The sequence below is a fragment of the Neobacillus rhizophilus genome (assembly GCF_018343535.1).
Classification (GTDB): domain Bacteria; phylum Bacillota; class Bacilli; order Bacillales; family Cytobacillaceae; genus Neobacillus; species Neobacillus rhizophilus.
On the sequence record NZ_JAGYPF010000001.1, the window covers coordinates 599,313 to 625,715 of the forward strand.

General features: G+C 41.2%; 24 protein-coding genes and 1 other annotated feature. Of the genes, 2 read left to right on the plus strand and 22 right to left on the minus strand.

Annotated elements, in window-relative coordinates:
- Positions 1–7: 7 nt before the first annotated feature.
- From KHA99_RS02870 to KHA99_RS02920, 11 genes are all read right to left on the minus strand, one after another.
- A complete protein-coding gene (locus tag KHA99_RS02870) occupies positions 8–1,567 on the minus strand; it encodes an acyl-CoA synthetase (RefSeq protein ID WP_249366404.1) in 1,560 nt (519 codons plus the stop codon).
- 395 nt (positions 1,568–1,962) lie between these two features.
- Entirely contained in the window at positions 1,963–2,736 is a 774-nt protein-coding gene (gene fadH, locus KHA99_RS02875) for a 2,4-dienoyl-CoA reductase (protein ID WP_213115916.1), read from the minus strand.
- Positions 2,737–2,823: 87 nt separating this feature from the next.
- Complete coding sequence (locus KHA99_RS02880) at positions 2,824–3,204, minus strand: MaoC/PaaZ C-terminal domain-containing protein (protein ID WP_213115917.1); 381 nt, start codon at positions 3,202–3,204, stop codon at positions 2,824–2,826.
- A 12-nt stretch (positions 3,205–3,216) separates the two neighbouring features.
- Complete coding sequence (locus tag KHA99_RS02885) at positions 3,217–3,624, minus strand: FAS1-like dehydratase domain-containing protein (RefSeq protein ID WP_213115918.1); 408 nt, start codon at positions 3,622–3,624, stop codon at positions 3,217–3,219.
- 10 nt (positions 3,625–3,634) lie between these two features.
- Positions 3,635–4,819 (minus strand): acetyl-CoA acetyltransferase, encoded by a 1,185-nt coding sequence (locus tag KHA99_RS02890; protein ID WP_213115919.1) that lies wholly within the window; start codon positions 4,817–4,819, stop codon positions 3,635–3,637.
- 1 nt (position 4,820) lies between these two features.
- Complete coding sequence (locus KHA99_RS02895; RefSeq protein WP_213115920.1) at positions 4,821–6,233, minus strand: OB-fold domain-containing protein; 1,413 nt, start codon at positions 6,231–6,233, stop codon at positions 4,821–4,823.
- A gap of 100 nt (positions 6,234–6,333) precedes the next feature.
- The gene (locus KHA99_RS02900; RefSeq protein ID WP_249366405.1) at positions 6,334–7,884 is read right to left on the minus strand and encodes a long-chain-fatty-acid--CoA ligase; all 1,551 of its coding nucleotides are present in this window, start codon (positions 7,882–7,884) and stop codon (positions 6,334–6,336) included.
- A 22-nt stretch (positions 7,885–7,906) separates the two neighbouring features.
- Entirely contained in the window at positions 7,907–8,680 is a 774-nt protein-coding gene (locus KHA99_RS02905) for an enoyl-CoA hydratase/isomerase family protein (protein WP_213115921.1), read from the minus strand.
- Positions 8,681–8,987: 307 nt separating this feature from the next.
- A complete protein-coding gene (locus KHA99_RS02910; RefSeq protein ID WP_213115922.1) occupies positions 8,988–10,160 on the minus strand; it encodes an acyl-CoA dehydrogenase family protein in 1,173 nt (390 codons plus the stop codon).
- 44 nt (positions 10,161–10,204) lie between these two features.
- Positions 10,205–11,398: an acyl-CoA dehydrogenase family protein gene (locus KHA99_RS02915; RefSeq protein WP_213115923.1), complete on the minus strand. Its 1,194-nt coding sequence runs from the start codon at positions 11,396–11,398 to the stop codon at positions 10,205–10,207.
- A 65-nt stretch (positions 11,399–11,463) separates the two neighbouring features.
- Positions 11,464–12,249, minus strand: a complete 786-nt coding sequence (locus KHA99_RS02920) for an enoyl-CoA hydratase (protein WP_213115924.1) — start codon at positions 12,247–12,249, stop codon at positions 11,464–11,466.
- Between the two features lie 298 nt (positions 12,250–12,547).
- Here KHA99_RS02920 and KHA99_RS02925 point away from each other — a divergent pair, with 298 nt between their 5' ends.
- Entirely contained in the window at positions 12,548–13,144 is a 597-nt protein-coding gene (locus KHA99_RS02925; protein WP_213115925.1) for a TetR/AcrR family transcriptional regulator, read from the plus strand.
- 45 nt (positions 13,145–13,189) lie between these two features.
- Here the strand turns inward: KHA99_RS02925 and KHA99_RS02930 are convergent, their stop codons facing one another.
- The 6 genes from KHA99_RS02930 to KHA99_RS02955 form a co-directional block, all read right to left on the minus strand.
- On the minus strand, positions 13,190–14,761 hold the full coding sequence (locus KHA99_RS02930) for a class I adenylate-forming enzyme family protein (RefSeq protein ID WP_213115926.1): 1,572 nt from the start codon (positions 14,759–14,761) through the stop codon (positions 13,190–13,192).
- Positions 14,762–14,851: 90 nt separating this feature from the next.
- Complete coding sequence (locus KHA99_RS02935; RefSeq protein ID WP_213115927.1) at positions 14,852–16,030, minus strand: acyl-CoA dehydrogenase family protein; 1,179 nt, start codon at positions 16,028–16,030, stop codon at positions 14,852–14,854.
- A 22-nt stretch (positions 16,031–16,052) separates the two neighbouring features.
- The gene (locus tag KHA99_RS02940) at positions 16,053–16,454 is read right to left on the minus strand and encodes a PaaI family thioesterase (protein ID WP_307851970.1); all 402 of its coding nucleotides are present in this window, start codon (positions 16,452–16,454) and stop codon (positions 16,053–16,055) included.
- A gap of 43 nt (positions 16,455–16,497) precedes the next feature.
- Positions 16,498–17,409, minus strand: a complete 912-nt coding sequence (locus KHA99_RS02945) for an SDR family NAD(P)-dependent oxidoreductase (protein WP_213115929.1) — start codon at positions 17,407–17,409, stop codon at positions 16,498–16,500.
- A gap of 29 nt (positions 17,410–17,438) precedes the next feature.
- On the minus strand, positions 17,439–18,740 hold the full coding sequence (locus tag KHA99_RS31310) for an acetyl-CoA hydrolase/transferase family protein (protein ID WP_213115930.1): 1,302 nt from the start codon (positions 18,738–18,740) through the stop codon (positions 17,439–17,441).
- Positions 18,741–18,795: 55 nt separating this feature from the next.
- Positions 18,796–19,581: an IclR family transcriptional regulator gene (locus KHA99_RS02955; protein WP_213115931.1), complete on the minus strand. Its 786-nt coding sequence runs from the start codon at positions 19,579–19,581 to the stop codon at positions 18,796–18,798.
- A 154-nt stretch (positions 19,582–19,735) separates the two neighbouring features.
- Positions 19,736–19,970: a binding site (T-box leader), on the plus strand.
- Positions 19,971–20,012: 42 nt separating this feature from the next.
- Here KHA99_RS02955 and KHA99_RS02960 point away from each other — a divergent pair.
- On the plus strand, positions 20,013–21,542 hold the full coding sequence (locus KHA99_RS02960; protein ID WP_213115932.1) for a 2-isopropylmalate synthase: 1,530 nt from the start codon (positions 20,013–20,015) through the stop codon (positions 21,540–21,542).
- 70 nt (positions 21,543–21,612) lie between these two features.
- Here the strand turns inward: KHA99_RS02960 and KHA99_RS02965 are convergent, their stop codons facing one another.
- The 5 genes from KHA99_RS02965 to KHA99_RS02985 all read right to left on the minus strand — a co-directional run bounded on the left by KHA99_RS02965 (position 21,613) and on the right by KHA99_RS02985 (position 26,334).
- Entirely contained in the window at positions 21,613–22,827 is a 1,215-nt protein-coding gene (locus KHA99_RS02965) for an ABC transporter substrate-binding protein (RefSeq protein ID WP_213115933.1), read from the minus strand.
- Positions 22,828–22,972: 145 nt separating this feature from the next.
- Positions 22,973–23,680 (minus strand): ABC transporter ATP-binding protein, encoded by a 708-nt coding sequence (locus KHA99_RS02970; RefSeq protein WP_213115934.1) that lies wholly within the window; start codon positions 23,678–23,680, stop codon positions 22,973–22,975.
- Positions 23,673–24,440 carry an ABC transporter ATP-binding protein gene (locus KHA99_RS02975; protein WP_213115935.1) on the minus strand — a complete coding sequence of 256 codons (768 nt, stop codon included), beginning with the start codon at positions 24,438–24,440 and terminating at the stop codon, positions 23,673–23,675. The genes KHA99_RS02970 and KHA99_RS02975 overlap by 8 nt, the downstream gene beginning before the upstream one ends.
- A gap of 2 nt (positions 24,441–24,442) precedes the next feature.
- Complete coding sequence (locus KHA99_RS02980) at positions 24,443–25,471, minus strand: branched-chain amino acid ABC transporter permease (RefSeq protein WP_213115936.1); 1,029 nt, start codon at positions 25,469–25,471, stop codon at positions 24,443–24,445.
- Positions 25,471–26,334 carry a branched-chain amino acid ABC transporter permease gene (locus tag KHA99_RS02985; RefSeq protein WP_213115937.1) on the minus strand — a complete coding sequence of 288 codons (864 nt, stop codon included), beginning with the start codon at positions 26,332–26,334 and terminating at the stop codon, positions 25,471–25,473. The genes KHA99_RS02980 and KHA99_RS02985 overlap by 1 nt, the downstream gene beginning before the upstream one ends.
- Positions 26,335–26,403: the final 69 nt, after the last annotated feature.

The window sequence follows — 26,403 nt, forward strand, 5'->3', positions numbered from 1 at the left end:
TTGCTCCTTAGTTCATTTTCACTTCTTTTTCCCTCAATACCCGTTTTAGTATTTTTCCAGATGGATTCCTTGGCAGTTCATTTAGAAACTCTACAAATTTCGGTTTTTTATAAGAGGCTAGGTGGGCGAGACAATGTTGAATCACCTCTTGCTCCGTTAAGCTTTTACCGCTTTTTAGAACGATGTATGCCTTGACACTTTCACCCCACTTCGGATCCGGGACACCCACAACAGCAGCTTCGAAGATTGCATCGTGTTTGTGAAGTGCTGCCTCAATTTCTGCGGGATAGATATTTTCCCCGCCACTGATGATCATGTCTTTACTGCGGTCGACCACATATATAAATCCTTCATCATCTCGGCGGACTAAATCTCCGCTGTGGAACCAGCCGCCGCGGAAAGCCTCTTCTGTTGCTGCTGGATTTTTATAATATCCCTTCATCACAGTCGGCCCGCGATAAATAATTTCACCAATTTCCCCGACTGGAACATCATTCATGTTTTCGTCGACAATCCGCACTTCTACATTCATAACAGGTTTTCCCACTGAATTTGTTTTCCTAAGTGAATCCTGCGGCAACAAGCAGGTGGTTGTTGGGCTCATTTCGGTCTGGCCAAACGCATCAAAGATTCCGGAATTCGGAAAATGCTTCATCATTTTATGCTTTACTTCCAACGGGCAAATGGCTGCCCCTGTTGAGCACCTTTGCACTGACGTTAAATCGTAATCTTCAATATTGGGAACATGCAGGACTAAATTCCACATAGCGGGCACCATAAAAAGACCGTTTATTTTTTCGTGGTGAATGGTTTGCAAGACTCCCACCGGATTAAACTCTCGATGAATCACAGTCAATCCGCCGACTGTACAGCTAATCAGAACATTTCCAACTCCCGCGATATGAAATAAAGGTGTAATAACAAGTTGTTTGGAACCCCTTTCAATTTTGGAATCCACAACGCTGTTCAACGCACTTAACAACAAGTTTTTGTGCGTCAGCACTGCTCCTTTTGGCTTACCAGTAGTTCCAGAAGTATAACAAATCATGCAGGCGTCATTTTCCTCGACTTGCCCATCAATACTTTGGTATTGTATTTCCGAGTGATAAATAGTTTCGTATGGAATCAATTCCATCGAATTCACTTTCCCGACTACAACAATCTTTTCTACGTTTGGAAGTTCCTGTCTGATTGATAGAATCATATCTTGGTATTCTTCTTCGATAAATAAAACCTTAGTATCAGAATGATTAATAATATAAACAAACTCCTCGGGCGCCAGCCTAAAATTGATCGGAACACTGACACACCCGGCAGACGCCGTCGCAAACATGACTTCAACAAAAGCAAGATTATTTTTAAATATGATCCCTACCTTATCACCGATTTCTAGACCTTGCTGCTGGATCCAGCCAGCCAAATGTAAAGTCTTCTTTTCCAGTTCAAGATAGGTAAGTCTTGCATCACCGTAAATGAATGCCTCTTGATTAGGTGTTTTATGGGCGGCCCTTCTGATTAATTCCCCTACTAATAACTGCCGCGACATTTGTAAACTTGTTGTTGTCAATGTCCTTCACTCCTCTATAGTAAAAATTAATAACACCCGTTCTGAAAGCCTTTTCATTTGATGTTCCAATTTTTATGGGAGTCTATCTCAGAAGCTGTATTATTTTTGATACTTGATTTGATATACATGAGGTGTGGTACAGAAAAACTAGTACTTAATATATGTAGGTAAATTTAAAGCTAGGAGAGATTGTAGAATGAACAGTAGGTTTCATTTTCCTGAAAGGGTTTCCCGCTGCAAGTATATGCAGCGGGAATAGTCATAGATGACATTATTTTATCGATCAATAAACGTTGCTGAGTTATCAAAAAATTAAAATAATTCAACAATATTATATATCCTTTTTTTACCTTTGTCTACTCGAAAGTCAAAAATTGAATTATTATTAAATACTACTAAACTTCTTTTAAGCCAGAGTTGTTTAACCATCTCGCACCATCCACTGTAATGCATTCCCCGTTAATGTACTCTGCCTCAGATGATAACAAAAAGTATGCTAGATTCGCAATTTCTTCCACCTTGCCAAACCGTTTGAGTGGTACCTGATTGATGGCTTTTTGATAGCCATCTCCTGTGTCAATTAATCTGGCAACACCCTCTGTGTTTTCGATTGGTCCGGGTGCGATACAGTTTGCTCGAATCCCATATTTGCTCCCCCATTCTACCGCCAAGGTCCTTGTCATCGCTAAAATTCCTGCTTTTGCACTTGCAGCGTGAACATTTCCTGGAGCAGCCCCCCAGGCAAAAGTAGCTACTATATTAAGAATGCTTCCTTTTTGGTTGTTCGCAATCCATTCTTTTCCGACTGCTTGCGTGCAATACCAAGTCCCATTTAAGTCTATATTTATGACGGCATTCCATCCATTTAGTGTGAGGTCTTCGGCAGCACAGATAAAATTACCTGCAGCATTATTAATTAGCGCATCAATACTGCCAAATCTTTCTTTTACAGCTTCCACCATTGCTTGGACGTTCTCTGGAATTCTTACATCCATTTGAAAATCTAAGACTTGACCTTCAAAAGTTTCTATTTCCTTTTTGGCGTTTTTTAAACGTTCTGCATTCCGTCCAGTGATGACGACATTGGCCCCTTTGCTGGCGAACTTCTGTGCCATCGCTTTTCCAATGCCGCTGCCGCCGCCTGTAATAATAACCGTTTGCCCATTCATTCCTTTCTCCCCCAATCATTTTTTAAAAATATTGGTAAAAACAACAAAACCGACAACAAATATCGGTTCTGTCACATCAATCCGAGTTTATTTTCGAATTTCAAAAAATGATTGAACTTTTACTTCCCCAGCTTCATTAACAGCTGCCGCTTCGCATAGCCAGCGATCATCTTGTTCTCCGATTACCCTGCCTTTAACAGTGATTCTTTCACCAGGTCTAGTCATAGCTTTAAATCGAGAAGAAAATTTGAGCAGATCCTTTACAGAAAACCATTTCCCAATCGCCTGACCAACAAAACCCTTAACCAGCATCCCGTGAGCGATAACACCGCCGAGTCCTGCCTCTTCGGCAAAAGGGACGACCGTGTGAATCGGATTAAAATCGCCCGATGCCCCTGCATATCTGACTAATTGCGAATGGGTCACTTCTTCTTTTTGCACTGGTTCAAATTGATAGCCAACTTGCATCTTCTTCCCCTCCTAATGTCTTTCAATAACCGTTTGCCGACAAAGTAAAACAAGTTCCCCTTGCTGATTAAAAAATTCTTTTTTGATAATGACGAAATTCATTTTTGCTTTTGTATAGGCATCCTCGACGACCGAATGCACGGTTATCTCGTCTTCAGGTTTAATTTCTTTTAAATATTCATACGTTTGTTCACCATGCAGGACCTTTTTTACATTTAACCCCAATAAATTTGCAGATGACCCTTTCCCTCCCCAAAATTCAATAACAGTTGGAAAAGTCGGGGGTAAACTTTCTCCTTTTAAGTACTCATCCTTCAAGTCGCCAATTGCCAAAGCCAGTTCTCTTATTTTTCCTTTTTCTACCCTGAAGGTATAGGACTCCAGTTTCATTCCGATTTTTTCCTCTAATTGGGTCGCCATAATATCCCTCCTACGATAATTCCTTGCCAACAATAGAAATAAATGACACACACTGCATAGGGGTTCCGCCTAAATTGTGGGTAAGACCGATTTTTGGATTCTCAATCTGCCGCTTTCCTGCACGTCCCTGGAATTGCAAATACATTTCATAAAGCATACGCAATCCGCTCGCACCGATAGGGTGTCCGAAGGATTTTAAGCCGCCATCGGGATTTACAGGCAATTCGCCGCCCAATTCAAAAACACCATTCAAAACATCTTTCCAGCCCTGGCCGCGTTCACTAAACCCTAAATCTTCATAGATTACTAATTCCGTAGGGGTGAAACAGTCGTGTACTTCAGCCATACTGATTTCCTGACGAGGATTTTTAATTCCTGCCTCCCTGTACGCAGCCTGGGCCGCTGCTACATTTTCCTTAATGGACGTAAAGTCAAAATCCTGACGTAAGCGTCCATCTCCTGGTCCTGCAGCGATGGTCAACGCTTTTACATACATCGGGTCTTTTCGGTATTTATGGGCATCCTCCGTCCTCACGATAATGGCAGCAGCCGCACCGTCAGCGACTCCAGAACAATCAAATACACCAAGAGGGGCAGCTACAAGCGGTGACTTCGAAATTTTTTCCATCGAAACTTCACTGCGATACTGAGCCTTTGGATTTAATGACCCATTGTAGTGATTTTTCCAAGCGATTCGTGATAAAACCTCTCTCCCTTGCTCAGGGGTTAGACCATACTTTTTAAAATAAGCCGGAGCCAGGAAAGAAAATGATGCAGGGGCTGAGATGTTCGGTGCGGTTCCATCACTTGGCGGGTTTGGCCTGGTAAGGCCGCTGTATCCGGAGTCCTTTAATTTTTCGACACCGATGGCAAGAACAATATCATATGCACCGGACGCAACCGCATAACAGGCATTACGAAAGGCTTCTGAGCCTGTGGCACACATATTCTCAACCCTTGTAACCGGAATATACTGGGTTTTTAACGGGCCAGATAATGTAATCCCTGCATAACCGGAAATCATGGTCCCTAGCCATGCTGCTTCGACATCTGTTGGTTCAATCCCAGCATCGGAAAAAGCTTCATAGGCTGCCTCTACTAGTAAATCCTCGACACTTTTATCCCAATGCTCGGCAAAGCGGGTACAGCCCATTCCAATCACAGCTACTTTATCGCTAATTCCCTTTCTGCTCATTTTAAACACCTTCCTTTCTCCTGATTGGCCGCGCTTTCCAAAAATAGTTGCTGATGCCGCCCGCTTCAAAGAGACGCCTGAAGGTCATTTCGACTTCCATGCCAATTTCAATTTCTTTAGGGTGGCAATCTGTTACTTCGCAAATAATCCGCCCGCCTTGGTCAAAATCAATGACTGCGACAATCATCGGTGGCGCAGGCGATGCCGCCAAATAATCCAGTGTAAAAGTTGTTACTTTTGCTGATTGTCCAACAAATCGATAATCCTCCATCTCATCCTTTGACTGGCATTGAACGCACACGCGTTGTTTTGGAAATTGTGCAGTACCGCATTTTATGCACTTAGAACCAATAAATCCGAGATTTTGCTGGTAGCCCCGGTGCAAAGCTGGTGCTGATGGGCGGTCGGTTGACGGTCTGCGCGGCGGCTCCGTGTTAATAATCTCTCTCCACTTAAGATAATCACTATATAAAACCTCATCATTTTTAATGCTTAAATATCCTTGAACCCCTTTACGTTTACCAAGACGGGAAATCGCATCGGTCACTTCCAATAAAAGCAAATCAAGTCCTTCCGCAAATGAAACCACAAGAAGTTGATCGCCCGGATTGGCTTCTTCCAATGCCGAAACAAGCATCATAGGCGCATGGGCGTTCCCGGTTAAACCAACGTTATCAAATAATGGATTTTGTACTTGTTGATTTGAAAAACCGAGGGCTTGCGCTGCCTGTAAATGGGCCCGGGTTGTTGGTCCAGAAATAATCACTTTAGAAATTGTTCCAATGGAGCGGTCATTTTTTTCCAAAAATGGGCTGACTGACTCCTTAACTTGCTTCATAAAGGCGGATGAACTAAGACGTTCTTCCCAGCTTTGCGTAAATAAATCAGATTGGCTCCGCCAATGACTAATGACTTCACCTTGAACGCTTGTATAATCGATCATGTTTGCAATGACATCCGGGCCGCTGCCGATTAAGAAAGCAGCAGCACCATCACCAAACCACTGTTCATTCTGGCCGGTTGGGGCGCCCGTACGGCAATCCCCAGCAATAACGAGCGTATGTTCACCCGGTTTTGCCGCCATGATGGCAGCCGTCCCGCTTCTTAATGAGGCGGCCGTTTCCATTCCCCGGACACTATCCCTTAAATTTAATGCTGCGGCAAGGGTAGGAATAGAGCCCTTTTCCCTGTATGGAGAACTGGTGGTTGCAAAATAAACAGTGTCAATTTGATCAGGATTCATTTCTTGCAGGCAATCCATGGCTGCCTCCACACCCATAGAGACACTGTCTTCATCATAACCGGCAATTGCTTTTTCACCACCCATGGCGGGCTTCCCAAAAAACTCACCTATTCTCTTCCGCTTTAGGCGATTATATGGAATATATGCTCCGTATGAAATGATTCCATTCATTGTTCTTTTCCACTCCCTTTTCTTTCTCAATATTAATTAAACGGAAACGGCTGGGATGTTTTTCGATTGCATTTAAGGTCTACAACTTGATTGCTTGCTATTAAATTTGCAATTTAGTTTTATACTCTTCGACTAGATGGCGGCGCAATATCTTTCCGACGATCGTCTTTGGCAGGACGTCCCGGAATTCGACCGCTCTTGGGATTTTATATCTGGCGATCCTGCCTTCGCACCAGCTAAGGAACTCTTTTTCAGTTAAGCTTTCCCCTTTTTTCAAGACGATGACAGCCAATAATTTTTCACCCAAATAGGTATCGGGTACACCAAAGGCACAGGCTTCTTCTACCTTCGGGTGCTGGTAAAGAACCTCTTCTACTTCTGCAGGATAGATATTTAATCCCCCGGCAATAACCATATCCTTTTTTCTGCCCGATATATAATAGAATCCATCTTCATCCCGATAGGCAATATCCCCTGTGTAAAGCCAGCCATTACGGACAGTTAACATTGTTTCTTCCGGTTTCTTCCAATACCCCTTCATGACTTGCGGACCTTTTATGATTAGTTCTCCGTTTTCGCCAACAGGAACCTCTTCCAAACCAGTTTCCATATCAACAATTTTTGAAACTGTTCCAGGAATCGGAACCCCAACACTGCCAATTTTACGTTTACCTCCTAACGGAGTGCGGTGTGTGGATGTAGTCCCTTCCGACAAACCATACCCTTCAAAGATTTGCGCACCCGTTTTCTGCTCTAATTCCTTTAAGACTTCGATTGGAAGAGGGGCAGAGCCAGAAACACAAATCTTAAAGCATGATAAATCATATTTTTTCAGATCAGGATGATTCAATAGCGCAATAAACATTGTCGGAGAACCTACCATGAAAGTCGGACGATATTGACGAATTAGTTCTAATACACTAGTAGCATTAAATTTTTCAAGAATGATATAAGTAGCTGCCGTTCTAATCGCATTATTCATATTCGTCATTGCCATAGCATGGGTAAGAGGGGAAATTCCCAAGAACCTTTCTTCCCCCTCAACCATTACCGGTGCCACAACTTCCCCGGATTGATGAATATTACAGACAATATTAAAATGGGTCAGCATAACGCCTTTTGATTTACCCGTAGTACCACCCGTATACTGCAATACGGCAATGTCCTCTTTAGGACTAATATTCAAGGGCGGAAGTTCATTGACTTTTTCCTTCAGGACAACTTGATTACTGCCATTTTCATCCTCAGTAAAAATGACATGAACATTTTCAAACATTTTAACCCTTTCCAATTTTTCTGCCTGATTCCTGCCGCATATAAACCATTTTGGATCAGCATCATCAAGCATATATTCTAGTTCTGATGTTTGATATAAAGGATTGACTTGAACAACAATGCCGCCTAAACGCATTGCCGCATAATAAGAAACCATATAATGAACACTATTAGGCAGCATTAAGCCAACCCGGTCCCCTTTTTGAAAGCCCTTTCGATATAATACAGAGGCGAATGCATCCACGGTTTCCTTAAACCGTACGTAATCCAGTTCAATCATTCCATCTATGACTGCTAATCTATGAGGATATTTCTGAACAGATTGCTCCAGCATTTCATATATTGATAGCTGTGAAATTTCATTTAAATTAAGCAAACTTCTGTTCTCCTCCTTATTATTAGTTGAACCTCGGTTTCCGTTTTTCGAAAAAGGCCTGTACGCCTTCCTTGAAATCTTCAGATTCGAAACAAAATCCTTGTGCGAAACCTTCCAATTCAAATGTTTCACTAATATTTTCAAGAACACTTCTATTCACCAATTTCTTTGTTAACCCTGCTGCGAAGCCAGGTCCTTCGGCAAGCCTCGAAGATAGCTGATAGACTTCATCTTCGAAAGATTCATCCTCCACCACACGGTTGATAATTCCAAGACTCAGCGCCTGTTCTGCTGTCACTCTTTCACCCAAAAGCATAAGTTCCAGGGCGCGCTGCCTTCCAATTAACCTAGGCAGAAAGTAAATCGAACCAAGATCAGGAACCAAGCCTACATTCGCAAAGCTTTGGACAAAAAATGAGGAGCGTTTTGCAATTATGAGGTCGCAAGCCAATGCAAGGCTGAAGCCTGCTCCCGCTGCTGCCCCATTAACAGCAGCAATAACAGGCTTTTCCAGGTCGATAATAGCTTGAATCATTTCATGTCCTGATTGCAATCTCATTCGGCCTTTAACTGCATCTATTTCTTTTAAGGAACTTAAGTCACCACCGGCGGAAAATGCTTTTCCCTCACCAGTCAAAACAATGACTTTTATTTCATCGTTTTCTTTTACACTAGAGAAGAATTCTTTTAATTCCTTTCGTAGAGTGAGACCCAATGCATTTCTCACATCAGGCCGATTGAGCTTAATCGTGCAAATTCCTTTATCAATCGTCACTAGAATTTCGTTAAAATCCATAGCATTCATCCTTTCAAGATAGAGATATTTCAAGAGTACAAAAAAACTGAAGCAGACCTTGTGAGAATGGAGTCGAGACATGGAAGAATTTTTGGGCAAAAAAATATAAGGAAGGTTGGCAGGAATACGCTTACAACGCTGAAGAATAAATGGGTGTATAACTATGTAGCATAAATTTATTTTATATACGAAAAAAAATTTTGTCAATTAAAAATCTTACTATTCAAATAATTTAAAATTTAACTACAAAAGGCAAGTAACCATTCTGGTAAACTTACCTTTTGCAATTCACCATTTTCTAATTTTGTTATGACATCAAAATTTCGGGAATGACATTTTCCGACCAGCCCAATTCAACAGCGATTTTTTCGCGATGATATTCAGGCGATCCAAGATGATTTTCTAAGGAACGAGCCCGCTTAAGGAATAAGTGGCAATCAAACTCCCAGGTAAAACCCATTCCCCCATGATTTTGAATATTTGCCCCAGCAGCTTTAATATAGGCTTCAGAGATAAAGGAACGGGCCATTGACACGGCTTCCGATAATTCTTCAGCATTGTTTTCCGCTGCCCACGATGCGTAATAGGACAAGGAACGGGAGCTTTCAAGAGCCAGTTTCATATCCACAATGCGATGTTTAACTGCTTGGAAACGTCCGATTGGCTGCCCAAATTGTTGGCGGGTCTTCGCATACTCGGTTGACATCTCCACAACACGCTCTATTCCTCCTACCATGGTGGATGCAAACGCAGCATTTAAATGGTTAAGACCGGTTTCTAAAATGGCCCATCCTTCGTTTTCCATGCCTAACAGCTGTGTATTCGGTACCTTTACATCCTGAAACGAAACATTGACCAGTTTTCTAGTTTCATCAATGCTTTGCAGTTCCTGCATGGTTAGGTTAGCCTGATTACAATCTACTAAAATCAAGGAAATTCCGTATTCTGCTTGGGAAGTACCGCCTGTCCGGACAGGAACAATAAGTGTATCAACAATGTCTGCATAAGGAACGAGTATTTTCTTACCTTGCAATACATACTCATTGCCTCGTTGCTCGGCCTTTAGCTGGATGGCAGAAGGCGATAGCTCTCCGCTTTCTTCCAAAAGTGCCAGCGAAAACTTACGCTTTCCAGCGGCAATTTCAGGCAAATACTTTTCCTTCTGTTCCGCAGAACCGTAAGCTTCCAATAGCGGTACGGCAAAAGCCACTGTTTCAGGATAGGGACCCGGCACAACTGAACGGCCCATTTCTTCTAAAATTGGAACTAGAGACAGAGCTCCAAGACCTAATCCTCCATAGGTTTCTGAGATATTAATACCCATAAAACCGAGGCTGCCTAAACCGTTCCATAAATCTTCAAGTACCTGTTTTTTTCCATTCATATAATCTCGGGGTATCGCCAAATCCCCCTTCGATTCTAAAAATTGGCGGGTTGTTTCTTGAAACATTAATTGTTCTTCATTTAATGCGAAATCCATATAACCACCTCAATTTTTATTTTTTAGATTATCCTTGTAAACTTTTAATATTTGATATCCTTTGGCAGACCTAGAATTCGTTCACCCACGATATTTTTTTGGATTTCAGATGTTCCGCCCTCAATGGTATAAGCAAATGACCGGAGGTATTCCTGCTGCCAATTTTGGTCGACGGATGCATCCCCCTTCCATAATGTACCAGATGCACCTTGGAGAGATATCGCATACGCCAGCATTTCCTGCCCTAATTCACTGGAAGCAAGTTTATCCATCGAACCTTCCGGGCCTGGACGTCCTGCACGAATGGTGTTGGTTAAGTGGCGGTAGTAATTGAACAATAGGGCTTTTGTTTTTGTCCGGAAAATGGCAAGATTTTGCCGAACCAGCGGGTCAGCGGCGAGGGGGCGGCCATTCTTTTTCATTGATTTTGCCAATTCGACCAATTCCTCAAATTGTTTTTGCAGCCTGAATGTTTGTCTCGCTACACCAACACGTTCATGACTTAGTAAAATCAAAGAGACCTTCCAGCCTTGATTAACCTCGCCAACAATATCCGCATCATAGGCGATGGCATCATTGAAGAACATTTCGTTAAAATCACGGCGATCATTAATCGAACGGATTGTCCGTGTTTCCACGCCCTCCTGATGCATGTCAACTAGAAAAGCTGTAATTCCTTCATGTTTTTTTCCGGTATTTTCAGTTCGGGCCAGCAAAAAACAGCGGTCAGCCAAATGAGCATAACTGGTCCAAATCTTTTGGCCGTTGATAATCCATTTATCGCCTTTTTTAACTGCCTTTGTTTGAATGGCAGCGAGGTCGGAGCCTGCATTTGGCTCCGAGTAGCCTTGACACCAAATTTCTTCCCCATTTAATATTTTCTCGATATACCGCTCCTTCTGGTAATCGGTTCCAATTTGTAATAGAGTTGGGCCGACCATGGCTGTCCCTATAATATTTAACGCAGGCGGCGCTTTCACCCTTGCCATCTCCTGCTCGTAGATGACTTCCTGCATCAATGATGCACCTCTGCCGCCGTATTCCTTTGGCCAGGAAATTCCGGACCAGCCACCTTCTGCCAGTTTTCGATACCAATCTCTCAAAAACGCCGCTTTTTGATTATCGTCCTCCGGAATGACTCGTTTTCCTTCAAGCCATCCTTCAGGCAGATTTTCCTCCAGCCAAGCTCTTAGTTCTTTTTGAAACGCCAATTCTGATTCTGTGTACGCGAAATCCATTCCATTCAACCTCCATTTCAATTGGTTAATTATCAGGATATAATGATAAAAATCTTTTTATATATTTATTGATGTTTGAAGGATGGCGACCGTTTTTCAATAAATGCCCGGACTCCTTCGCGAACATCCTCGGTGCCGAATACTTCAGCAAAAAGTTCAGCCTCCAATTCTAATCCTCCATCAAGGGAAGTATCGATTCCGTCATTTACAGCTTTCTTTATTCTGCTTAAGGCCTGCAAGGAATAGCTGGCCATCTTTTTCGCCATGGAGATGGCTGTCTCCATCCCTTTCCCGCTATCAACAACTTGATTGACCAAACCAATTTTAAGTGCTTCCTCCGCTGATAATGGTTCTCCCAAAAACATTAATTCTTTTGCTTTGGAAGGTCCTATTAATCTAGGTAAACGCTGTGTTCCGCCGCCTCCCGGGAAAAGTCCTAATTTGACCTCAGGCAGTCCGATTTTTACATGCTCCTCAGCGATCCGAATATCACAGGTTAATGCCAGTTCACAGCCGCCGCCAAAAGCCAGTCCATTTAGCAGCGCAATCGTGGGTTTCGGGATTCGCTCAATAAAGTTCAATACGGCATGCGATTCTAGATTGTTTTTCTTTAATTGCTCTTTTTCTAACCCAAGTGATTGAGGGAATTCCTTGATATCGGCACCTGCCATAAATGCCCTGCTTCCCGCACCTGTTAAAATAGCCGCAATTACTTCGGAATCCTCAGCAATGGCGGTGAAAACCTCAGCCAACTCTCTTGTTACCTGCTTGCTTAATACATTCATCGGTGGATTATCAATGGTGACGACGGCAATCCCTGCTAACTTTTCAATATGCACTAATTCTGCCAAACAAAAACCTCCATATCTTTTTTTAATTTAAGATTTGACAACGTTTCCATTTATTACAATAATAGCAATTTTTAGACTATTTTACAATTTATTTATTTTTTAAATTCAAGTTCAGTTTTTATGATTGAATCTTGTTTTCTATATATATATCTTTCACTTTGAAGTTTTAGTATAATACTAAAATAGGTTGATTTTTTAGAATAATTAATATACTATTTAAACTAATAGTAAAAAAATAAACTACAATTTAAATAAATAGCTTCATTAAACATCATAAAAAGGGATGGGAGTGAGTCATATGTCTTCATTTAGGGAACAAAAAATAGCAAAGAAAAAAAGGGAAATCCTACGTTCTGCTGCAGCCGTTCTTGCTGAAAAAGGGTATCATGGAACTACTATGGAAGAAATAGCAGCACAGCTATTGATGACCAAAGGCTCCATGTATTATTATTTTAAAAATAAGGATGATATTCTATATCACTGCCATCAGATGATCATGGAATTGAGTCTTGAAAAAATCGAAGAAGTTGTAAACAGTGATTTAAACCCAATTGAAAAGCTGGAAAGTGCCATTAAAGCGCATATTCTGCTTTCAACAAAAGAAAAATCCATGTTTATGATCATGGATAAGCCATATCAAAAATTTACTGATGATCAGTTGAATGAAGTTCTTGATGCTAGAAGAAATTACGCCCATTACTTTGACAAAATTTTAAATGAGGGCATTGAAAAGCAAGTCTTTGAAATTGATGATACAAAAATGGTTCGGATGATAATTCTAAGTGCCATCAACTATATCCAGCAATGGTATAACCAGGATGGTCCCCAAACGGGCGAAGAAATTGCAGAATCTTATGCTTCTAATCTTCTTAAAATGGTCGTGAAGAAAAGTTAAATAGTGATGAACCCCCTCCCTTTGCTGATTAGGGAGGGTTATTTTTTAATGAATACTAGATTTTGAATTTTCTTCTCGCAATTCAATTTTTAATACTTTTCCAGATGCATTCCGTGGCAGTGCATCAATAAATTCTACCAATTTCGGCTTTTTATAGGATGCAAGGTTCTGTTTACAGTACTCAATCACCTCTTCTGCCGTTAAATGCCGACCTGGTTTCATCACAATAAATGCTTTGATGCTCTCACCCCATTCCGCGTCCGGAACACCGACCACGGCAGCTTCCAAAATATCAGGATGAGAATAAAGAACCTCCTCAATCTCTTTTGGATATATATTTTCCCCGCCGCTGATCACCATATCCTTCTTGCGATCGACTACATAAATGTACCCCTCTTCGTCCATCCGGACCAAGTCACCGCTGTGGAACCATCCGCCTTTAAATGCCTCTTTGGTTGCTTCGGGATTTTTATAGTACTCTTTCATTAATGTTGGACCTTGGTAAACAATTTCCCCAACCTCACCCGTAGGAACGTCATTCATTTCGTCATCAACAATCCTGACCCGGACATTAATCGCTGGTTTTCCCACAGATGCCGTTTTTCTAATCGTATCCTCTCCTGTCAGGTAAGTCGTCGACGGGCTCATTTCGGTCTGGCCAAAGGCTTCGATTATTTTCCCATTTTTAAATACTTCCATAATTCTTTTCTTTATATCAACGGGGCATATTGCGCCTCCTAAACCGCAGCTAATCATCGTGCTCACATCATAGTCTTGTAGATTTGGTACTTGAAATAGAAAATTCCACATGGAAGGGACTAAAAACATCGCATTAATTTTTTCCGTTTCAATGGTTTTGAGGATTTGCTCTGGCTGGAATTCGCGTTGAATATAAATGGTCCCCTCCATCAAACAGTTGCTCACTAATCGTGATAGAGCAGCAACATGGAAAAGCGGAGGAACAACAAGTTCATTAATACCTCTTGGTGTTTGGCTATGAAAGGTTCTGTTCATCGCATTAAGATAAAAATTTTTATGAGTTAATACGGCCCCTTTTGGTTTTCCGGTTGTTCCAGACGTATAAATAATAGCGTGGGCATCAGCGTCTTGTAGGTCTGTTGGAGGTGTGTAAACTGAAGTAGCAATAAATATTGATGTGTAGGTAACCAATTCTTTTTTGTGATTTTCATTTATCGATCCATCTACGACAATCACTTGGACGTGTTGAAGTAAATCTAGGATTGGAGAAATAGTATTGTTAAACTCTTCTTCGACAAATAAAATTTTAATATCAGCATTATTTACGATATATTCGATTTCCTTGGAGACCAATCGAAAGTTGACAGGAACAAAAACTCCCCCTACTAAACTCACAGCAAAATATAATTCAACAAATGACATTCCATTTTTAAATAAACAGCCAACTTTGTCGTTTTTACCAATTCCTTGCGCCTGCAGCCAGCCAGCTAAATGCTCCGCATTCTTCAGAATTTCCCGGTATGTTAGTCTTTGATTTTCATAGACAAAAGCTTCCTGGTTTGGCGCATTGTGAGCAGCGTATTTTAATGCTTCACCTATTAATAATTGCTGACTTGCAGAGACCATCAACTGATCCATATATCTCCCCCATTATTATTTAAAAGTAAGTTAACAAGAGTAAAGAAAAGAATTCAAAGTAAGAATCCTTTTCTTTAATGAGACTTCATTTTATAATCCTAGTTGTTTTGCGATAATTACTTTCATAATTTCATTTGTGCCAGCGAAGATAGGCGATACGGCAATGTCTCTGTATCTGCGGGCAATTTCATATTCTTCCATGTATCCGTATCCGCCATGGAGCTGCATGCATTCGCTCGAAATTCTTCTTGCCATATCCGTAATCCACCATTTGCCCATCGAAACCTCAGTTACAATATCCTCACCATTTTGATGTCTGACAATCAATTGATCGACAAAGGTACGGCCTAGCTGAACCTGTGTCGCAATTTCTGCAAGTTTAAATTGGGTATTCTGAAACTTCCCAATCGGCTTTCCGAAAGCCTCTCTTTCTTTTACATATTTAAGTGTCAATTCCAGCATCCGTTCAGCGGCTACCTGTCCGCCAATGGTAGCCAGTATTCGTTCCTGCTGGAGCTTTGTCATCAAATATCTAAAGCCTTTCCCTTCTTCGCCAAGTAAATTAGATACCGGCACTTTTACATCTTCAAAAATGAGTTCGGCTGTGTCCTGTGCATGCATACCAACCTTTTTCAACTTTCTTCCTCTGGAAAAACCAGGAGTTCCTCTGTCTACTAAAATTAAACTAACTCCTTTGTGAGGCGGATTTGCATGCGGGTCTGTTTTACATGCCACAACAATTAAATCAGAATGTATTCCGTTCGTGATAAATGTTTTTTGACCGTTAATAATATAGGAATCGCCATCTTTTACCGCAGTTGTAGTGATATTGGCCAAATCGGAACCCGTTCCCGGTTCTGTCATGGCGATTGCCGTAATAATTTCCCCGCTTACGCAGCCCGGAAGATATTTCTGTTTTTGCTCTTCTGTTCCAAATGATTCTAAATAAGGAACGATGATATTACTATGTGTACTTGGACCTGAAAGCCCCCCCCCAACTCGTGCGAGTTCTTCAGCAAGAATAATTGAAAGGGCAAAATCGCCGCCTGCACCGCCGTACTCTTCACTTACAGCAGGACATAAGAAGCCATTTTCACCTAGTTTCGTCCAAAATGACCGTGGGACTAGTCGATCCTCTTCCCATTGTTCATAATATGGTATAGCTTCCTTCTCGAGGAATTTCCGTAATGAATCCCGGAACATGATATGCTCCTCGGTAAAATAAGGACGGTCTTGTTTCAGCGGATTAAACGCTTTGGTTATGGTCATCCTTTACCCTCCATCTTTTCAATTAAATGTTACGTATTTTTTTAAATGTTCCTGTCGCCTTTGCAAAAACATGGCCATTTTCGTCTTCAATAGTACCCTCTGCCGTTACAATGCTTCCACCTTCCTGGATAATCTTTGCCTTTGCCAGCATCGTTTCTCCATTAGCAACTGGTGCAAAGTAATTGATACTCGTGTTTATCGTAACTATTGGGAGCTTAACCACCGAACGGATAGTTGCACCCATTACAGAATCAAGCAAAGTAAAATACACCCCGCCATGGATGGCCTGATTCACATTTAAATGAGACGGTCTTGTTTCAAGCGAATAGACCACCTTGCCTTCCTCGAATTCTGCTAATTTTATCCCCAATAAATTATTAAATGGACTATTTTCATAGATTTTTCTAAGTTCATTTGAATCCACTACCAAAATTTCCACCTCAATTTAAATATTTTCACTAACTCTATTAAACTAACGGCTCATATGGGAAAACATCTTTACTCACTTCAAGCGGAGTAAAGGCAGATTGTAAAGAACCTTTAATAGCGCTAATGCTATCAATTGACCAGCCTTCTGAGTTGTATACGGAACGAACTGGCCGAGGCTGCGAGAAGACCATGATTTCTTTACCTCGAACTCCGAAAATTTGTCCTGATACATCCGCCGATTCATCTGAGCTTAAGAAAGCTACAAGCGGCGCAATATGAGCAGGTGACATCTGCTTTAATTTTTCCACCCTTTCCTTTTCAGTGTCAGTTTCGGTCGGAATTGTACCGATTAATCGGCTCCAAGCAAAAGGGGCAACCGCATTTGCTGTTACATTATAGCGCGCCATATCTAATGCAGTAATTTTTGTTAGGCCCGCAATCCCTAATTTTGCAGCAGCATAGTTTGCCTGCCCGACATTACCGATTAAACCGGAGGTAGAGGTAAAGTTAATAAATCTTCCGCCTTTTTGTTCTTTAAAAATCGGTGCAGCTACTCTTGTCATGTTGAAGGAGCCTTTTAAATGGACAGCGATAACGGAATCCCATTCTTCTTCACTCATTTTGAAAACCATGCGGTCCCTTAAAATCCCCGCATTATTCACCACAATGTCTAACCGTCCAAATTCATTTAATGCCGTTTGAACAATGTTGCTGGCATTTTCAAATTCAGCCACTGAATCATAGTTTGCTGCAGCTGTTCCGCCTGTCTCTCTTATCTCCTGGACCACTTCGTCCGCTACTTTTGCGTTATTGCCCTTCCCGTCTGCACCACCACCCAAGTCATTGACAACTACTTTTGCTCCTTCTCTTGCTAATAACAATGCAATCTCCCGGCCAATTCCTCGTCCTGCACCTGTAACAATCGCGACTTTATTCTCTAATTTTTTCATCTTCAGCTCAACCCTTCCATTTTTATATTTTAATTAATATCTTTCTTCATGAATTCCCTTTCAAATTCTGCTAATAATTTTTCCCGAAATTGCGGATGTGCTATAGAAATTAATTCTTTTGCACGTTCTTGAAGTGATTTTCCAAATAATGAGGCAAATCCAAACTCTGTTACCACATAGTCGATTTCTGACTTTACAGAAGTAACATAAGATGTTCTAACCTTAATTCGTGACTCTGTTCCTCTCTTTGCTGTGGACGGAAGGGCGATAATCGACTTGCCTCCCTTTGAAAGTCTTGCACCTTGAATAAAATCCATTTGTCCGCCAACACCGGCTACTGGAACCTTACCGATTTGCTCCGCATTGATTTGGCCAAATAGATCTACTTCCAACGCAGAATTGATCGAATAAAAATTGCTAATTTTGGAGATTTCTGCTGCATTATGAGTATAATCTGAGGGGTATAATTCAATAGTTGGATTATTGTGACAATAGCGGTATAAATCTTCTGTTCCTGTCAGTGTTGTACATACCGTTTTATACCGGTTAATCTCTTTTTGTTCATTTGTTACAACTCCTAAATTGATCAATTCGATTATCGGGTCTGAAATCGACCCAGAATGGATCCCTAGTCCCTTTTTATTTTTTAGAGATAATAGAATACTTTCTGCAATTTTCCCAAGCCCCACTTGGATGGTTGCGTAATCGGGGATTAGTTCTGCAACATTTCCACCAATCGTTATTTCTTCTTCAGAAAGATTTCCACCAGATAATGTTAACAATGGTGTGTCAGATAAAACAAATTGATCGATTTCAGAAACATGTACAAGTGTATCTCCATTTGTAAAAGGAAGATTTCGATTTACTTGTGCTACAACGAATCCAGCACTCTTTATTAATGTTTGTACCGTATCGACCGATAACCCAAGATTACAGTAGCCTTCTTCATTCGGAGGTGTAACTTGTATAAGGGCCACATCGATTTTTTGCGAGGTAAGCCACTTTGGAATTTCTGAAAGATTGACAGGCAAGTAGTCACATGTATTATGTAAAAATGCGCCTTTTAATAGAGGTGAACTTAAAAAAGTTCTTATTTGAAAGTAGGGATAACATGATGAATCAGCATAAATACATGGACTGCCGATAACTGCATTATAAAGAATCACATCTTGTAATCTCTCTTTTTGTCGCACCAACTCCTGAATAAGCTTTTGTGGCTCATTACAAAATGGTGCTAGAAAAACCTTTTGAGATGATTTTATGTTTAAAATCGCCTGTTCTACATTCGTTTGACGATTTCTAAATAGGTCTTGCCATGACTGGGGTTCCACCCTTTGTTCACCACCAATAAGCTCAACTCACATTTCTCCTTAACTTTTTCTTTATCTAGCTTAGATTTCGAATTCTATTACTAATGTCTTCTGCAGCTCTTTTTACTAAGATTCCTTTTAAATGAAGGTCCTCTTTATCGAACTGGGAAGTAAAGCAGATTAATTCAATGGACATTTCAACAGTATCTTCCCCGCTGAATATAGGAGCAGCAATTCCGCCTAATCCCTTAATATACTCTCCGTATGTGATGGAATAACCATTTTCTCTTATAAACTCCATATCCCTTTCGATTGTTTTAACCTCTTCTTCGGAAAATGTTTTTAAACCCTTTTGCTGTTTTAAGAAGTGCTCTCTTTGCTGTTGATCCAGCGGGGCTAGAAAACACATGCCGAATGAACCATCCGTTATGGAAAAATGCCGGCCGACTGATACGCTGACACCAAAATCGCTTGCTTCCACTTTTGCCACGATTGCCACCTTATCTTCCCCGATTTTATTGACAAGAATAGAAGTCATACCAGTTTCTCTTGTTAGTTTTTCAAGATATGGCATAATAATAGATAAGTAGTCCAAGTGCTCTTTAGCTCTTTCCCCGAGAACGACTAAATATGGTCCTAAGGTATATCTCTTTTTGTTTTCTAAGTAACGGACCATAGAAAATTCTTCAAGGCTTTGCAAAATGCGATAACATGTAGCTGGATTTAAGGATAAAGCGTTTGCAATCTCGGTAACAGTACTTTCCCGGAAGCGATTACGGCTTAATAATTTAAGAATTTCCATAGCGTTTTCGATTGCTGGTACAGAGTATTTCCGTTTTTCTTTCATTTTTTGACTCTCCATTATTAAACACCCCTGCATATAATTTTATATACAAAAAAATATTTCGTCAACAAAAAGTCATACAATTCTAATAATTAAATATATTTTTAAAAAAGTGTTGATTAAAAATATTTAATGTAGTAACATATGTTTAAATTAAAAATCTGAATATTAGTAATTGTCTATGAAAAGGAGTTTGATTATTCTTTCCTTATAGAGAGCCTGTGGTTGGTGCAAACAGGCAGGAGAAATAATCTGTCTCGCCTTGGAGACTTTCTTCTGAATTAACAGTAGGAAGAACGGGCTGCAAACCGTTATGCATTTGTTTAAGTAATACCTTTACTTACCGAGGCTGTTTTCCGCAAGGGATCAGCGAATGAGGGTGGAACCGCGCGGATTGCGCCCCTCAGGTTAAGTGAAGGTATTTTTATTTTTATAAGGAGGGATTAATCATGGCAAAGAGGATTTATTTTTTTGATACCACATTAAGAGACGGAGAACAAACACCTGGAGTCAGCTTTAATTTGGATGAAAAAGTGGAGATTGCCCTAAGGTTAGAAAATTTAGGGATTGATATTATTGAAGCAGGATTTGCTAATGCCTCACCCGGTGATGCCGAGGCAATCAGGGCGGTTGCCAAAGCAGTTTCGGGGCCAATAGTGGTCAGCCTTGCACGCACCAATAAGGATGATATTGATGCTGTTATTAACACCTTGGGGGATATTGACAATACGGGCATACACATCTTTATCGCTACCTCCCCTATCCACCGCGAGCGTAAATTAGGTATGACGAAAGAACAAGTTTTGGAAAAAGCAGTCGAAAGCGTATCCTATGCCGCAAAATATTTTAAACATATCGAATTTTCCTGTGAAGACGCAACACGTACCGAGCTTGAATTCCTTTCTGAGGTAGCTGAAAAGGTCGTAGAGGCGGGAGCAACTGTCTTAAATTTCCCTGATACTGTCGGCTATACAACTCCAGAGGAATATACGAAACTTTTTCAATACGTCCTCGAAAACACAAAGGGTATTGAAAAGGTCCGGCTGAGCTGTCATTGCCATGATGATCTAGGGATGGCACTTAGTAATAGCATTGCAGCCATCCAGGCAGGGGCAGTCCAGGTGGAAGGCTGTATTAATGGAATCGGTGAGAGGGCTGGAAACGTGGCCCTTGAAGAAGTGGCAGCACTTTTGGAAACACGGAAGGACTACTTCAACATCCAGACAGGTATCAAGCTTAAAGAAATCGCTAAAACGAGCAAGCTTATCAGCAGGCTGACCGGGATTGCCATTCCTCCGAATAAAGCTGTAATTGGCGGAAATGCTTTCTCCCATTCTTCCGGGATACATCAGGATGGCGTGATTAAAGATAAAGCAACCTACGAAATCATGACGCCAGAAAGTATTGGTTTTAATGAAACAAAATTAGTTCTAGGTAAGCTATCAGGAAGAAATGCGCTTAAAAAGAGATATGAAGAACTCGGGTATTCGGTAAACGAAGCTCAACTAAAAGAGATTTTCAAAAAATACAAGGAATTGGCAGATCGGAAAAAGGATATTTTTGATGAAGATATTATTGCCCTGTTGGAAACCCAGCCGAAAAATGCAGCTCCTTCTTCCTTTACGTTTAATGACTTTAGCTTACAGATCCTAAATCATAACCAATATCGTGCTTTTGTCAACATCATCGGAGCTGAAAATACCGATATCGAAGGAATTGGAGATGGAAATGGGCCGATTGATGCTATCTACAAAGGAATCGATTCAGCGCTTGGCCTTGAGCTTGAGTTAATTGACTATAAAATCAATTCTATATCAAAGGGAAAAGACTCAATAGGAGAGGTCTTTGTTAAAGTCCGGAACAATGATAAAATGGTTTCGGGAAGAGCGATTAACGTGGATATTATTGTTGCCAGTGCCAATGCCTATATAGATGCTATTAACCGATTAAAGGTGACAAATGTAAAAACACTAATATAAATGAAAACTCCCCCTTGAAAACCTTCCTTCAAGGGGGAATTTATTTTTAGAACTAGTTTTTTAACTGTTATTATTTAACTTTAATAGGTACAATCTTACCATTTTCAACCGCTGCAACTTCTAAATCACCATCGAAGCCGCCGCCATCAAATTTGTTAAAGATATAAACTTTTGCATTTTCAGGTACATTCTCTACACCTTTTTGCATTGCTGCTTGGATTTTCTCTGCATCATCTACAGAGCCGGCAGCCTTCATTGCTTCCGCAAAGATATACATTCCAATATAGTTAAGTCCTGCTTCAGAACCTGGGACTTCCTTATACTTGTCTTGATATTTCTTAACAAAATCAGGAATAACCGGGCTGATTTTGGACTCAGCTAATGGCATAACGCCGATTGCCCCATTTAGCATTTCATATGAACCTGTTACTTTCTTCATTTCGTCCATTTTGGCTTGGTCCATAACGATGAACCCACCCTTAAAGCCAAGTTCACGAGCCTGCTTAATTACTTTTGCTGTTGGCTCAGAAGGACCACCGACGAATAGGACATCTGGCTTTTCTTTCAATGCATTCGTTACAACTGTAAAGAAGTCTGTTTCTTTTGCAAAGTCAATCGCAGATTCGTATACAACCTTGCCGCCTTGTTTTTCCCAATAAGGCTTCAGCTTTTCAGACCAATCCTTGCCGTATTGAGAAGCAGTTGGAAGGAAGGCGATTTTCTTACCAAATTTGTCCATTTCATAATCTGTAAACGGCTTTAAATACCCATCGTAACGTGGAGGAATACGGACAGTCAGCTTATTGCCAACATCAGATACTTTCGGTTCACTTGTGTAAGCACCAATGATGAATTTATCCTGCTGGTTGAACACCTGCATTGCAAATACGCCGCCGCTGTGTGGAGTGAAGATGATTGGCGTCTTGTTTTCCTGAAGCAATCTTTTTGCGTTTGCTCCAGTTTCGTTTGGCAGGTATTTATCGTCAAGAGAGACAATATTAAACTTGTACTTTTTGCCGCTAACTTCGATCCCGCCAGCGCCATTAATTTCTTCTACAGCCATTTTGACTCCGTTTAATGTACGCTCGCCGTAGAATGCAGCAGGTCCGCTTAATGGCCCAGAGTAACCAATGTTAACCGTTCCAGCATCTCCGGATTTGCTGTCTCCGCCGCCTGAAGCAGACTTATTTCCAGCAGTCTTCTCGCTTGTGCTATTACAAGCAGCAAGGCTGAATACCATTACTAAGGTAAAAATAATCATAAATACCGATTTCATTTTTTTCATTGGTTTTCCCCCTAAATTTTTTTAAAATGTTTGGTAAGAAAATATTTCGTATTGCCGACAACCACCCCCTCCAAAAAGGAATGCTGTTATTGCTAGTGGGTCGAGCGTTTGAACGTTTCAGTTCAAGACCGCTTGACCCGCGTTCTTACGCACCGATGTAGGCTTTTCTTACCTCATCGTTAGCAAACAATTCTGCAGACGTACCTTTAAGGACAATTGTTCCGTTTTCAAACACGTAGCCTTTATCCGCGATTTTTAACGCTGCATTGGCATTTTGTTCGGCTAATAGAATGGTTGTTCCCTCTTTGTTAATTTTTTGGATAACCTCAAACATTTGTTCAACGACTAATGGAGCTAGTCCAATCGAAGGCTCGTCCAATAACATTAGCTTCGGCTTTGACATGAGTGCTCTGCCGATGGCCACCATTTGCTGCTGTCCTCCACTTAAAGAACCAGCTGGATCGTGACGCTTATCCTTTAAAATCGGGAATAATTCGTACACGTGCTCTAGTGAGTGCTTGATTTGATCTTTCTTCCGGCGATGGACATATGCACCCATTCTTAGATTTTCCTCCACAGACATGGCATGAAACAGCTTTCTTCCTTCCGGGCACTGGCCAATTCCCCATGCAACTGTTTGGTCGGCAGACGACTTATTTAAATTCTTGCCTTCAAAAATAATCTCACCTGTTGATGGTTTGTTAAGGCCGCTGATGGCCCGGAAAGTTGTACTCTTTCCAGCACCATTTGAGCCCAACAATACGACGATCTCACCCGCATTTACCTCAATATTAATGTCGTGAACGGCAGTAAAGCTTCCGTATTTGACAGAGACATTATCAAGTTTAAGCACTGGCACTCCCTCCCAAATAAGCCTTAATGACCGTCTCGTTATTACGAATTTCATCCGGTCTTCCTTCTGCGATTTTTTCACCGTAGTTAAGCACCATGATTTTATGGGCTATTCTCATGATCATTTGCATTTTATGTTCAATCAAACAGACCGTAATCCCTTTATCGACCATCTTCTGCATTAATTCAGCCAGGCCATCTGTTTCGCTGGGATTCACCCCGCCGGCCGGTTCGTCAAGAAAGACAATTTCCGGGTCAGTGGCGAGTGCTAACGCGAACGCTGTTCGTTTCTTCTCTTCCTGTGTTAACCCCCCGGCCAGTTTTCCTGCTAAATGCTCTAAACCAACGAATTCAAGGACTTCCATCGCTTTTTCACGACATTGTTCTTCTTCCCTCTTGAGCCTTGAAGTTCTCAATATAGCATCAAAGAGATTGGATTTTGTACGCAGGCGATGCCCGACAATAACATTGTCCAATACGGTCGCCTGATCAAAAAGGTTGGTTGTTTGGAACGTCCGTGCTACCCCAAGCTCGGCAATTTTATTAGAAGGCAGTTTAGTAATATCCTGGCCTTTGAAAATAACTTGACCTGAGCTTGGACTATGGAAGCCGCTAATTAAGTTGAAAAAAGTAGATTTCCCTGCCCCATTGGGACCAATGATGGCATTGATTTTCCCTTTTTCAACCGTGAAATCGACATTGTTGACTGCCACGTTGCCGCCAAATTTCTTTGTCAGGTTTTTTGTCTCTAAAAAAATCATGCCTATCCCTCCTTAACCTGATTTTTAGCACCAAGGTCACTCTGAATATACGAATCTTTCTTGCCAGCCAACTGTTTTTCCTTCTTGGCCATCCGCTTCCGGTAGATGTCTGTGACGCCGCCAACGATTCCGCGCGGATAAAAAATAACGAGAAGCGTTAAAAGTGGTCCGAAAATGAGCATGCGGTACTGCTGAAAATCTTGAAGCAGCTGAGAAAGCCAAATGACAAGCAGAGTACCGATCAGAGGACCGGTAAGTGTACCAATACCACCAACAATCAGGTAAGTTAACATATCAAAGATAACCGCAGTGTTTCCGATATCTGGGCCGATGAAGCGTACAAAGGACGCATACAAAGCGCCGGAAAGGCCAGCAAATAAAGTAGATAATACAAAGACTGTTAATTTATTTCTTGCCGTTGAAATTCCAATCGTCAGCGCTAAGTCTTCGCTATTTCGAATCGCAATGAACGATCTTCCAGACAGCGAATGAACAATTCGGTACATGACCAAAATGACAAGGAGAAGGAAAAATAAAACAAGATAATAATGCGATTTTTCCGTCTCAAATTTAATCGGGCCAAAGCCTTGAGGTGCAGGAATCCCGATCAGACCACGAACACCTTCTGTTAAACTTTCCCATTTGTCAATCACGAGATAAATTATATAACCTAAGCACAATGTGTAGATAGCGAAAAAATGTTCTTTCGATCTTAATGCAATCAAACCTACTATCAATCCTAGCAAACCAGTAATCAACAGCGATAAGACAAAGGCAAGCCAGAAACTCATATGGGCTTTTACTGTTAAAATCCCCAAACCGTAAGCGCCAATCGCAAAGAATCCTGCGTGTGCCAAAGAAAGATAACCAGTATAGCCTGCGAGCAAGTTAAGTCCATAAACCCCAATCATCCAAATAAACGCCAGAGTCATTACGTGAATCAAATAGGTATTTGTTGTTATTAATGGAAAAACAAGAGAAACCAATACAAACAGAATAATTATATTTCTTTTGTTCAATACCGCTGACATTAATGTCCCCCCTTTGAAAACAATCCGGTTGGTTTAACCGTAAGAATGATAACGAGGATAAAAAAGGCAATAATGTCCTTATAGTCATTTGAAATGTAGGTCGCTCCCAAGCTTTCGCTGAAGCCGATAATATAGCCGCCGACAATCGCCCCTGGGATACTGCCCATTCCACCAAGAATAATAATGACAAACGCTTTTAATATAACTAGCTGCCCCATCCCTGGGAACACAAGGTTAATTGGTGCCGATATGGATGCAGCGATAGCTGCAAGTCCGCCTGAAATCATAAAGGTCAGCATGGCTACCCGGGTAGTATTGATCCCCACGAGGTTTGCACCTTCACGATTCTGGGACATCGCAATGATGGTGGAACCGGTATAAGTTTTTCTTAAGAAAAGATTTAATAGAATCATAACGATAACTGCAGCGACTACAATAAGAATTCTCTGCATTGTCAGCGTTAATCCAAATACTTCTACAACTTGGCCATATGGTGAAGGCATGCTCTGGTATTCTGCTCCCCAGGTATATTGTGCGAATGCTTCCAGGAATAAGAGAATACCAATGGCAGCAATTTTATCTTGGATTGGAGGCGATTCCCGAAGAGGGTGAAAGACAAGCCTTTCCATTAAGACACCAATAAAACCTACAACAATAATTGAAACAAAGATCGCAATCCAATAATGAAGTCCAAATTTGGTCATCATGGTTAGCGTTATGTATCCGCCCATCATGTATAGTGCACCATGAGCAAAGTTTGGAATGTGCAAAATTCCATAAACTAGGGTTAAGCCCAACGCTACCAGGGCGTAAACACTCCCTATGGTTAAACCGTTAAACAACTGCTGAATTAGAATATCCATTGCTCTCCTCCTTTGTGTTAGTTAGTATAATTTTTTCAAGAGGGGCCATCACTATGGTTGGCCCTCTTG